The sequence below is a fragment of the Ruegeria sp. CDSA077 genome, assembly GCF_059612265.1.
The window spans coordinates 18799-30371 of the sequence record NZ_JBXWQG010000002.1 but is presented as its reverse complement, the minus strand read 5'-3'; the positions used below and the strand labels follow the sequence as shown (position 1 = coordinate 30371).

At 54.2% G+C, this 11573-nt stretch carries 9 protein-coding genes; 4 read left to right on the top strand and 5 right to left on the bottom strand.

The genetic code is table 11. The annotated features are described in order from the left end of the window. Positions 1-918: a dihydrodipicolinate synthase family protein gene (locus AC2FLE_RS07325; protein WP_496696149.1), complete on the bottom strand. Its 918-nt coding sequence runs from the start codon at positions 916-918 to the stop codon at positions 1-3. Between the two features lie 7 nt (positions 919-925). Beyond that, a complete protein-coding gene (locus AC2FLE_RS07320) occupies positions 926-1636 on the bottom strand; it encodes a GntR family transcriptional regulator (protein ID WP_271948135.1) in 711 nt (236 codons plus the stop codon). 154 nt (positions 1637-1790) lie between these two features. On the opposite strand from AC2FLE_RS07320, the gene AC2FLE_RS07315 reads away from it, so the two are divergent. From AC2FLE_RS07315 to AC2FLE_RS07305, 3 genes are all read left to right on the top strand, one after another. Next, positions 1791-2741 carry a GlxA family transcriptional regulator gene (locus tag AC2FLE_RS07315; protein ID WP_271948134.1) on the top strand — a complete coding sequence of 317 codons (951 nt, stop codon included), beginning with the start codon at positions 1791-1793 and terminating at the stop codon, positions 2739-2741. Between the two features lie 409 nt (positions 2742-3150). Then, entirely contained in the window at positions 3151-3657 is a 507-nt protein-coding gene (locus AC2FLE_RS07310) for a hypothetical protein (RefSeq protein ID WP_496696147.1), read from the top strand. A gap of 223 nt (positions 3658-3880) precedes the next feature. Continuing rightward, on the top strand, positions 3881-4837 hold the full coding sequence (locus tag AC2FLE_RS07305) for a formylglycine-generating enzyme family protein (protein ID WP_496696585.1): 957 nt from the start codon (positions 3881-3883) through the stop codon (positions 4835-4837). Between the two features lie 29 nt (positions 4838-4866). Here AC2FLE_RS07305 and AC2FLE_RS07300 read toward each other — a convergent pair whose 3' ends face one another. Then, complete coding sequence (locus AC2FLE_RS07300; protein ID WP_496693669.1) at positions 4867-5775, bottom strand: LysR family transcriptional regulator; 909 nt, start codon at positions 5773-5775, stop codon at positions 4867-4869. A gap of 143 nt (positions 5776-5918) precedes the next feature. Here AC2FLE_RS07300 and AC2FLE_RS07295 point away from each other — a divergent pair, with 143 nt between their 5' ends. Then, positions 5919-7658: an arylsulfatase gene (locus AC2FLE_RS07295; RefSeq protein ID WP_496696146.1), complete on the top strand. Its 1740-nt coding sequence runs from the start codon at positions 5919-5921 to the stop codon at positions 7656-7658. Positions 7659-7833: 175 nt separating this feature from the next. On the opposite strand, the gene AC2FLE_RS07290 is transcribed toward AC2FLE_RS07295, so the two are convergent. Further along, positions 7834-8169 carry a hypothetical protein gene (locus AC2FLE_RS07290; protein ID WP_142635900.1) on the bottom strand — a complete coding sequence of 112 codons (336 nt, stop codon included), beginning with the start codon at positions 8167-8169 and terminating at the stop codon, positions 7834-7836. 224 nt (positions 8170-8393) lie between these two features. Next, positions 8394-11396, bottom strand: a complete 3003-nt coding sequence (locus tag AC2FLE_RS07285) for a PA14 domain-containing protein (RefSeq protein WP_496696144.1) — start codon at positions 11394-11396, stop codon at positions 8394-8396. Between the last annotated feature and the right edge of the window lie 177 nt (positions 11397-11573).

Here is an 11573-nt window from a genome sequence, read left to right as displayed (position 1 = left end):
TTACCCCTCTGCCATGATGTCAGCGATTTTCTGTTTCAGCACGCGCGTCACTTGCTCTAGCGCGCGTTTGTCATCTTTGTTCAAAGATTTCAGCGGCGGTCGAACGGTGCCCGCGTCAATCCCATTCATTGTGACACCATGCTTGATGGTCTGGATGAATTTGCCACCCTGTTCTAATACCCGCATCAAGGGCATCAGCGCCGACATGATCCGGCGGCCCTTGGCATAATCGCCCTCGATTACACAGGCCTGGTATAGCGCCACATGCTCGGCAGGCAGAAAGTTCGAGCCGCCACAGACCCAGAACGGCGCGCCCCAGGCAAAGAATTCCAGCGCCTGATCGTCCATACCGCATCCCAGTTGGATATGCGGATAGTCCCGCGCCAGAAGATGCACCCGGTTGATATCGCCCGAGCTTTCCTTGATGCCGCAGAAATTCCTGCTGCGTCCGACGCGGTCCAGGAATTCTTCGCCCATCATCGTGCCTGTGCGGTGAGGATAATTGTACAGCATTACCGGCAGGTCGGCGGCCTTGTCGATGGCCAGCGCATTCAGCGCATTTTCGCGGTCGGTGGGCACCGAATAGGGCGGGCTGGCTAACAGGATCGCATCCGCCCCGATTTCCTTTGCACCCGACGCCAGCGCAACCGAGTCCGACGTCAACATCGCGCCCGTGCCAACAACCAGAGGCAAACGGCCTTTCAGACGCACATGGGTGAACCGCGCCAATTCCAGCCGTTCCTCCACGGTCTGCGCATAATTCTCACCGGTCGACCCGCCCGAGATCAGACCATGCACGCCATTCTTGATCAGAAGCTCGATCACCTGCGCCAGCGCGTCCCAGTTCACGCTGTCATCGGCCTGATAGGGCGTAACCACCGGGGTAAAGACCCCCTCAAATCGGAAAATTGGGTTCATTCCGTCCTCATGCTGGTTTCGAAAGCGGTGGGAGGCCCATTGGGACATCCAGCGCATCGGGCATCACGAACAGTTCGATCTGATCGCGTGACAGGTTCCAGTGATCTTCGGCCAGCTGCGCAGCAGCCGTTTCATCGCGTGCCTCGATGGCGTCGATGATGGCGTCGTGTTGCTGGCTTGCCTCAGACAGGTTTTCGACCATCCTGCCCGACTGTGGCCGGTAGAAGGTCATGCCGATACGGGCATGGTCAATCAGCAAACGGTTGAAAGAGGGCAATAGATAGACATTGCCCGACATTTCGCCGGTCACTTCGTGAAAGCGGTTATTGGCCAGGGCGCGCTCTTCGGCTGCCCCATCCCGCAGCGCGGCCTTGAATGCCTGCTGTGCGGTTTTCAGGGCTTCAATCTGCACAGGCTTTGCATTCGCCGCTGCCAGTCGCAGGATTGCACCATAGATCATCGGCGCGGCCAGAAAGAAATCGCGCAAGGTGGTATACGACATTTCGGACACGCGCGCGCTGCGGTTTGTGCGCAGGTCCAGATACCCTTCTCCGGCGAGTTGTCGGAACACTTCGCGTAAAGGCGTTCTCGACAGGCCAAACGCATCGGACAGATGCACCTCGTCCAGATCGGTGCCGGGTTGCAGGCGCAAAGTCAGGATCGAGACCTTCAAGTGCTCGGCCAGCTGCGTTTTGCGGGTTTTTGCGACGTCCTTCATCCGGATCCTCCAGCCCAGCCAGCAAGAATCGATTGGGTTCGATTGCCTCCCTTTTGTATCCGAATAAAATACATATTGTATACATAGAAATTTCGTGCAGCATAATCCAACGACAAAGACTCAGCCAATCCGGCCGAACAAAGTGGAAAGCCCTATGCCTCAGATGCGGCACATCACCATTGTTCTGATCGAGGAGTTCTCGCATCTCGCCTTTTCCTGCGCCGTCGAACCACTGCGGATCGCCAATCTGGTCAGTGAGGAAACGCTATATGATTGGACGCTGATATCGGAGGACGCAGAGCGTGCAGTATGTTCCAATAAGGTGGTGACACTTGTGCATGGCGGGTTGGGCGATATTCCAAAGACTGATCAGCTGTTTGTCTTGTCGGGCATCCACATGCGCAACCATGTCTCACGTGACCTTCTGGCTACGTTGCGACGCGAACGTGCGCGGGGCACGCCGATCGGGGCATTGTGTTCTGGTGCTTGGCTTCTAGCAGAGGCCGGATTTCTGGATGGCTCTCAGGCTGCGATCCACTGGGAATATCACGATGCGTTTATGGAAGCGTTCCCAGAGGTGAACCTTGTGCGCAGTGTCTTCGTGGCAGACGCGAAACACATCACGGCATCGGGTGGGACGGCAACTGCCGATCTTATGCTGCATCTGATCGGACGCGACCACGGCGAGGAGCTGGCGATCGCGGTTGCAGACCAGATGGTGTATAATGCTGCCCGCAACGCAACGGCCAAACAAAGGGTATCATTGCAATCGCGCAACGGGATGCGTAACGCACATCTGGCTCGGGCCATCCATACCATGCGCGAATGCCTTGAAGCACCGGTTTCTCCGTCAAAGATCGCGGATGATCTTGGCATATCCACGCGCCAGTTAGAGCGGTTATTTGGTAAGTATCTCAACACTTCGCCCAAAAAATACTTTATGGAATTGCGCCTGGAACGCGCGCAAAAGCTTTTGCTTCAGACCGAAGCATCCGTCACCGAGGTCGCGTTGGCTTGTGGCTTTGAAAATCCCGGCCATTTCTCGCGGGTTTATCGATCCAGTTTTGGTGTCACACCGCATTCGCAAAAAAGCAAAATCGACTGACGGAAGGCGGCGGGGGGAGCTGCTCTGCCCTAGGGCGAGCCCGGCCCGGCAGGCGCTCACCCCCTAGTCCCGCTTGTACCCCCTCGTTAAATTCAAACTCGTAAACTGATCAGCAGGATTGACTGTTTGTATTTGGTAAAAAGGGCACAAATTCTGCAAGATCGTGTCAGATGTAAGGGGGTTTAGGGCGATATAAAGGCCCAGATTTCTGCAAAAAATGCGACCCAAATCCCACACAATTAATAGCTCAAATAGCCAAGTTTGTCCTTGAGTTTGCGTTACATATGAAAAATGACTTTTAAGTTTAGCCAAAATACCGGGTATACTTACAAACTATGGCAGAGATTCACATCGGGATGCATTTTCGAACCCCCATGTTCCCTTCAGCAACCAAAGCCGGAGGCCATGCATGAATTTCGAAACTTACCAGCCGGTCGTGACACCTGTCCCGCCAGTCATACCCGTAGACGTGCGCGAGGATCAGATTATTCAGGCCTCACAGGCGGCCAGTGCAGCACTTGAAAAGATATCCGCCACGGCATTATTTGAGGTGGATACAGTCACTGATACTCAGAAGCGCATACTTGCGATCTTTCGCTGGTATTTTCTGGCGGCCTTTTGCACGCGCATGTTGTCTGGGGCAACGCATCGGCTGGATCATTTGACGATGCAAGTAGGCATGGATGTTTACAGTGCGGTTGGTATGATTTTGTCCCGCGATGAGATCGAGTATTCGAGAAACCTGGTTGAAAAAATGCCGGATTCTGCGGCTGATGCACGGATGAAGGCGATCGGCGCACGGGGGCACAAGGCAGGTTGGATCGCGGCCAATCAATATAAACAGGGCAGAAGCATGCCCTCAGAGATCAAGGTCGCTCTGTCAGGTGCTTTGGCGGCTGTGGATCGTTTGAATTGAACAGCGGTCCCAATTCGACATGAATTTACAAGTGTCGGTGAATTTGCCTCGCAGCAGGCAGGTGCGCCTTTCGTTGAAGCTCAGGTCGAAGGGGGGAAATGCTGCCCATTCACAGTAGGGGATTGAAAACCGTGCCAAATCACTACATTCACCCCTGATAGATCCAACAGGTTAATGCTACATGCCCCTTTCAAGAAGATTGCTATCCTATGGCTCGGTTCCCGTGGTTGCGATTGTATGCTTTGCCGTTTGGTATACCAGTATCAGTTCCAAACCAGGTCCTGAGTTTGTCCGGCTGGATGGTGGAGAATTCCTGATGGGTTCGCAAAACTTTCAAGCGGAAGAGACTCCGGTCCATCCAGTGAATGTCGGGTCCTTTGACATTACGCGGACAGAAATTACCAACGACCAATTTGCGAAATTTGTCGAAGAAACCGGGTATCAGACAACGGCAGAGCGTGGCTTGTCGGCGGAGGATTTCCCGGGTCTGCCTGCAGATTTGCTTGAGCCTGGGTCGATGGTCTTCGCCCAGCCTAAGGAAGCGGTGTCGCTGAATAATCCCAACGCATGGTGGCGCTATGTCAAAGGTGCAAGCTGGCAACACCCGGCAGGACCGGGCAGTTCGATTGCGGAACTGGGCGACCATCCGGTGGTGCATGTGTCACCCGAGGATGCCGCAGAATTTGCAGAGTGGATCGGAGGTCGTCTGCCGACCGAGGCCGAATGGGAATTTGCAGCTCGCGGCGGGATCGAAGGCGCCGACTACACCTGGGGTGACAGCTATGATCCCAGCAATGGGTGGAAGGCAAACACCTGGCAAGGACAGTTCCCAAGCGAAAACCTGGCTGACGATGGCCATGCCGGAACCGCACCCGTAGCGTCATATTTGGCCAATGGCTACGGCCTGTATGACATGGCGGGCAATGTCTGGGAGCACGTGGCCGACTGGTGGGTGCCGGGGCACATTCCTGGCGACCAAATTGATCCTACCGGCCCGGAAAAGGCCTTTGCCGCCCAGTTCGGTAGCGCATCGATGGGTGCAATGCGGTTGGTCAAAGGGGGCTCATGGCTTTGCGCGCCGAATTTCTGTCTGCGTTACCGACCTGCTGCGCGGCAGCCGGTTGAGATGTCGTTGGGCAGCAATCATGTCGGATTTCGCGTTGTCCGCGATGTAGACTAATCGCCGGGTATTCCGGTCATGCGGCGGGCTTATTCCGCCCCGTACCGGTGGCACAATCGATTCCAGAACATATCAAGCGCGGCAAATTTGACGCCCTTGCGACGGGCAGCGCATATGTTCCAGGTCAGAGGTTGCGTGGTTCGTATCTCTTTCAACATCCCCAATTTCAGGTGCTGATCAAAATCTTCCTTCATTCCTCCGGCAATCAGGTCTGCTCTGCAGGCCATATCGGCAACCAAAGAGAAATCGTCACTTTCGATCTGGGGCAATCGGTCAACAATATGCCAGGCTTTCTCGTCATTCCCCAAAGTGGCGGCAATGGCAGAGCGCCAGTGGCGATGCATATGCGCGGTTATAAACGGATGCCGAAACACCTCCGCGATTGAGACCGGAGTTGCCTGATGGATGGGATGGTCGGGGCGAGCGCAGAAGAAAACGGGTTCCTTTCGAACGACCTGAATGTCCAGATCGCTTAGGTTGGGCGTGTGCGTAAGATCGCAAACCGCCACGTCCAGACGCCCTATCCGCAATGCTTCGAGGGGTTCCATGGTGGCCCGCACATCAACGCGGACGCGAAGATCTGGCCAGTTATCAAGCAGCTCTGCCAGAAGCGGCGTGATGATCGTCCGGGTCGTCAGGGGGCCGCAGCCGATATTCAGCACCTCCGGGCCGACCGAACGCAGCCGTTTGACTCCTGCTTCAAACTGGCTGGTCGCATTGTGCAACGCGTCCAGAAGTTGCAGAAAGCGTTTTCCCGCCGGTCTGATGGTTGCGCCGCGGCCTGTCCGTTCGAATAGCGCCTGACCGGCATAAGTTTCTGCCTGGCCGATATAGCGTGAGAAACTTGCCGGAGAGGTTCCGATTGCATCCGCTGCCACGCGAAAGTTGCCGTGTCTGGCCAATGAGCGCACCGCATCTATGGCTTTGGAATCAATCATTTGCACCCTCGTTCCAATATTCAGAACGCTCATACCAAATGATGGAATGGTCGTCTCTTTCTGTAGCCGGAATTGTCGTTTCCTGCGACATTATTGTCGACCGTGGCACGACGCCCCGGACTTCCCACATAACGGAGGATTCAATGGTTCCTTTAAGGAATATATTAGCTGTGCTTGGCGCTTCGGCGTTATCAACGACTGCAGCACTTGCCGATTCTGAGGATACACGCCCAAACGTTCTTATTCTAATCGCAGATGACATGGGGTTTTCCGATGTTGGTGCATTTGGCAGTGAAATCGAAACGCCCTCGATCGACCAGCTGGCAGATGACGGTATGCTGTTCACCAATTTCCACGTCGGAGCGTCTTGCTCGCCCACTCGGACTATGCTGATCAGCGGTGTCGACAACCATCTCGCAGGCCTCGGCAATATGTTAGAGATTCAGGCCGATAACCAATTCGGCAAGCCTGGCTATGAAGGTCATTTGAACGACAAGGTTGTTGCGTTGCCGCGTTTGTTGCGCGACGCAGGATACCACACCTATATGACCGGCAAATGGCACCTGGGTCATGAGCCTGGCACGATCGCTTATGACCGCGGATTTGAGAAATCCTTTATGCTGGGCGAAAGCGGTGCGGATAACTGGGTCGAGCAGCCCTATGCCCCGTTCTATACGCGGGTGCACTATTACGAGGACGACAAGCTTGTCAGCCTGCCAACGGACGACTACTTCTCATCCGATTTTTATACCCAAACGATGATCGATTACATCGACAGCAACCTGGATGACGGTAAACCATTTTTGGCCTGGGTCGGGTATCAGGCCGTCCATTACCCTCATCAGGCGCCAAAAGAATTCATCGACAAATATGACGGCGTTTATGACGAAGGGTTCGAGGCCCTGCGGGTTTCGCGTCTGGAAAAGCAGAAGGAACTTGGGCTGATCTCTCCGGATGTGGAATTGGACCCGGAGTTTGCGAAAACCTCTTATGAACCGTGGCAGATGCCGGATTGGGAAAAGCTTAACGACGAAGAAAAAGCATTCAACGCGCGACGGATGCAGACCTATGCCGGAATGCTGGACAATATGGATGTCAATATCGGCAGGATTCTGAGCTATCTGGATGAAAAAGGTATTGCGGACAACACCATCGTCATTTTCCTTGCGGATAACGGCCCGGATCCGAACCAGTTGCCGCTGTCTGAAGCCTATCGTGATTGGTACAAAGCCCATTACGACAAGGTCTATATCGAGGATTTTGACGGCGATTATTCGGATATGGGGCAGCAGGGTGTCTATGCTGATTACGGCCCTGGCTGGGCGGCAGCCGCAGCGGTTCCGGGCAGCTACTTTAAGACATTCTCGACCGAGGGTGGTTTGCGTGTCCCTTTGATCGTGAAATTCCCGGGCGTTGTTGAGCCCGGATCGCAAGTCGATAAATTTGCCTTTGTTCGCGATATCGTTCCAACACTTCTTGACGTTGCCGGCGTAGACGTTCCCGGACCGGTCTATGACGGTCGCGAAATTTATACGCCAGACGGTATCAGTATGATGCCGGTCCTGAAGGGTGAGACGGAAACCGTGCGCGACGATAACAACCCGGTCGGATATGAGCTTGCAGGGTCTTCGGCAGTATTCCAGGGAAAATTTAAACTGATGCAGAATCTGGCCCCTAAAGGCACAGGCGAATGGGAGCTGTTTGATATCGAAGCTGATCCGTCGGAATTACACAATCTGGCGGACCAGATGCCCGAGCGTGTCGCGGCGATGCAGGCCTATTTTGAGGACTATGCAAAAAGGGTAAATCTTGTGCCTGTTCCCGAAGGCTATAACCCCCTGGAGCAGACGGTCGTCAACGCCAAGCGCAGTGGCGCGCATTAACTGAAATGTCATCGCGCCGTTTCGGGACGGAAGCGGCGCGATGCGTATACTTGAAAAAGGCACAGTGCTGGTTGGTCCGCCGATAGATATGTGGCGCTACTGCGGGTGCAGCAACTGTTTGCCGCAAGCACACGCCCATGGAACAGGCCGGTGCATTGTTAGGAGGAGATGCGGGTTATTGCCCTGTGATTTCCGTGCAAGTTCCTTTGCCCCAACCGGTTCTACTACCAGAGGCAGAGAAATCGAACGTGCCTTTCTGGGGGTGGACGTTATAACTCAGCGTGTGATCCTCGCCGATATACAGGTAGGTCAAGGTATCGAGCCCCGGGAAAACATCGACCTCTTTGTCGATGTCACCGATCTTGATACGACCTTTGTTTTGATCTTCGTATTTGATCAGTTTCGCAGCCATTTCGGGATGCTGTTCGTCTGGCGACTGACATTCAAACACCCGCTCTTCTGCAAGCGCCGTGAAGGGCATAAATATAAGAAGAATGGCCAACTTTTTCATTTGATCTCACCTAGAGCAGATTCGTTTCGAACGCCGCAGCTAGGTGTGATTTCTGTCATAAATTTGCTGAAATTTTGGCCAGAGTGTGCCTTGGGCACAACCAAAGAAAATATGGGTGTTGGACCGTCTGCAAAATCAAAATTCTAGTGTCTCGGCAAGAAGCCTGTGGCAAAGATCGCATCCCAGAACAGAATGCAGGTCGGCTCCGCATGGCATTGCATTCACTACCAATCAAATCTCTCATAAGTATCTGTTTCAATACAAGTAATATTTGCATCTCCGAAGGTTGAGATCGGCTCGTCCAGAACATCCACCTCTGGGGCATTGTCGGTCGGATGGATAGCATCCCAAGGCAGGGTTCCAGGAGTGCTCGAGTACAGCGCTTCGTAAGCCAGTTCTTCGTCCAAAGAGTTCCCTGTGCTGTCAGGGTCGTCACCGACGGTCAGGGCAAATGGGTTTTCCGAAGTGATGAGAGTGCCGGCGCTGTCTATGTCTGACACAACGATCTGACCATGAATTATGCCCTCGAAACCTACTGGCGGGGAAAGCTCCAGATGGTTCAGATTACAACCCGACAAATCCACCGGATCACCATTGGTGATCACCGAATGCTCACCACTGATTATCAGGGTATTTGCCGGCAACCCCTCCAGTGTAACATTCGCCTGATCAGACGCATGCGACACTTGGATGCCAACTTGGATCGCGTCGTCCTTGGGAACCGACAAACCGGGATCGGCCTGCATCACCTCACGGCCATCGGTATCCGGACCGTCCCATTCCAGCTTCAGCCCCGCATGGCCGTGGTTCTCGACATATCGGACTTCGATGCCATAAGTCCCGGGCTCAAGGTTGACCTCTTCTGAATACGTGCGAAACCCATGTGGCTTATCGTACTCGATGATCTTTGTTCCATCGATGAAAACAGCAATCCCATCATCTGCCCCGGCAAAGAAAGTATAGCTGCCCCCTTCCTCGACAGTGAATGACCCTTCCAACCTGGTACCGAATGTGTCCGAGGATCCGCCTTCCCAGAATGAGTCTTTTCCAAGTTCGTAGTCGATTTCGGAAACAACTTCCTGATGAGTCGGGGCTGAGTTCCAGTCGATTTGATCCAATCGGGTCAGTCTGTGGTCCACATCGTAGTAACTTGCACGAAAACCAGTTTGCATCTCGGCGCTTGGGGCAGGGGGCTGTTCTCCGCTCTCATATGGTGCCGAAGGTTGGTTTGGATCAGCAGGCGATTCAGGCTGAACCGGACCGAGACCATCTGGCTGAAACTCTGCCTTTTCCGAAATGGGGTCTTGGGCATCACTCCCATCAGAGAGTTTTGCATCTGGTTCAGGCTCGTCAGGCTCGCTCTCGGTGACTTGGGGCTGGTCCCCATCTGTGCCGGCGGAAATGCGGGGATCGACCATGTCCGCGACATTGACGATAAAGCTTTCGGTCAGAGTAAGACCGCCCTCGTCAATGACAGTTACATCCACCGTTACAGATGAGGCCTCTTCGTGATCAAGCGCCACATCAGGTTTTAGCCGCAACTGGTTGTCGACAACCTCGAACCGGTCATCAGAGACTTCAAACCGATGCGAGTCGCCAAGGTCAGGGTCGTCAAAGGAGATTTTTCCAACAACGGCACCTTCAACATTCTCGGCCACCGTTAGCTCGGCCGCAGTCAGAGTAATGTTGTCGACAAGCGCGCCATAGCTGTCATTTTGGTTTTCAGCTTCCCTCAGCTCCAGGTTGTCCTGACCGGTTCCAACCACCTGAAGGTCGAATGTCTGCCATTCGGCGGATTGAGGATCAAGCTCCGCGACCAAATTGCCATTCCAGTAGACCTCAACCGTGTCCGTTCCACCTGCAAGGCGTTCGCGCAGGTCGATGCCAAGATCATAAAGCTGGCCTGCCTCGGTTTCGACGACCTGAGAGATGCTGTCTACGCCGCGCGCATGGTCCATTTCCATCAGTTGGTCCCCTTCAGAGGCCTGAGTGCCGCCAAGACGGTCCCAGATTTCGATTCCATTTGCGTCGGTCCAGGCGCCGCTATCGTCGCCGTCAAATCCCCGCCAGCGACCTTCATCAAGGTCAAACTCTTCGAAACTACCGTTGCGGATCAGGTTTTCAGTGTCATTGCCAAGGTTAAGATCTGTGGGTCCTTCGTTGATGTCTTTGATGTTGATGACAAAAGACTCGGTCACGCTCAGCCCTTCAGAATCGGTGGCGGTGACCTGCAGGTCGATCTGAGCGGTCTCTTCGTGATCAAACTGCATCTCGGGTTTCACGCGAAGCTCTCCATTGAAGAGCTCGAACCGGTCATCTGACACTTCGAATACGTGGGCATCTTCCGCGTCCGGATCGATTGCCTCGATTCGGCCAACAATCGCACCGGTGACGTTTTCCGATATTGTGGTATCGTTCAGCGCGATACCTACTGGGCCTTCATTCACGTCGAGAACATCAACCGTGATTCTTTCCGTCAGGCTCAACCCGCCGGCATCGGTGACTGTGACATCTACCTCGACCTGCGCCGCTTCCTCATGATCCAGCGAGAGGCCGGGTTTTAGTTGTAGCTGACCGTCGACAACTTCGAACCGGTCGTCCGATATTTCGAATGTATGTGTGTCCCCGTCATTCGGGTCCACAACCGAAAGGGTTCCGACCACGCCGCCCACTGCATTTTCGGCTATAGTTGTGCCGTCCAACAAGATTTCTTCGGGGGCGTCGTTCACGTCCGGCTCCGAAAAATCTGGAGACTGTCCGGCAGTTTTCTGGAGTGAAATCGGCTGACTTGCTTCCGCCGCTTGCAGAGCCAGTGGGTCAATTTCAATGGCCTGTTGCAGCTCGAACGGAGTTTGGGCGGGCATGTTCCCTTCGAGAGGCGGGGTATCCACCGCAGGTGTGCCCGCTGTGTCCTCAGACTGCAAAGGCTGCGCGGCACCTGAGGATCCAGTTTCGCTGAAATTGGATAGGCTCTGGTCGGTTGGTGCCTCGAAACTTTCAACCGCGGTTGGCGCGGTGACGTTCAGCGTTTCAATCGACTCTTCAAAATGCGCGCGGTCTTCCAGAGTGCCGGATTGTTGTTCGCCAGTATGCAATGTGCTGCGGCTGGGGTAGTCAGAGGTGTTGACGGTGTTGCGCGATAGATGAGCGGCGATTTCATGCGTTTCATCGTGTTCGGCCTGCAGTGTTTTCGCCCGAAACTCCGGATTGTCTTTCATATCGCCCATCGCATGACACCTCAGGAAACGTGTTGATTCACGTCATCTTTTACCATGCAGGTGTTCAGCGAAGGTCAATTAAACCGTTAAATTTTAAGCGAAAATTTTCATTCTCAAGGTGCACGGATTTACCGTTCTTCAATTTTAGGCCCCCAAATCTGAAGGCCAACCAACTGGGTGAAGAGA

What these genes read in the sequence shown, in the direction of transcription:
- AC2FLE_RS07315 (WP_271948134.1), top strand. Translation starts at nt 1,791, where the DNA reads ATGCCTCAGATGCGGCACATCACCATTGTTCTGATCGAGGAGTTCTCG.
- AC2FLE_RS07325 (WP_496696149.1), bottom strand. Translation starts at nt 918, where the DNA reads ATGAACCCAATTTTCCGATTTGAGGGGGTCTTTACCCCGGTGGTTACG.
- AC2FLE_RS07295 (WP_496696146.1), top strand. Translation starts at nt 5,919, where the DNA reads ATGGTTCCTTTAAGGAATATATTAGCTGTGCTTGGCGCTTCGGCGTTA.
- AC2FLE_RS07290 (WP_142635900.1), bottom strand. Translation starts at nt 8,169, where the DNA reads ATGAAAAAGTTGGCCATTCTTCTTATATTTATGCCCTTCACGGCGCTT.
- AC2FLE_RS07285 (WP_496696144.1), bottom strand. Translation starts at nt 11,396, where the DNA reads ATGGGCGATATGAAAGACAATCCGGAGTTTCGGGCGAAAACACTGCAG.
- AC2FLE_RS07310 (WP_496696147.1), top strand. Translation starts at nt 3,151, where the DNA reads ATGAATTTCGAAACTTACCAGCCGGTCGTGACACCTGTCCCGCCAGTC.
- AC2FLE_RS07300 (WP_496693669.1), bottom strand. Translation starts at nt 5,775, where the DNA reads ATGATTGATTCCAAAGCCATAGATGCGGTGCGCTCATTGGCCAGACAC.
- AC2FLE_RS07320 (WP_271948135.1), bottom strand. Translation starts at nt 1,636, where the DNA reads ATGAAGGACGTCGCAAAAACCCGCAAAACGCAGCTGGCCGAGCACTTG.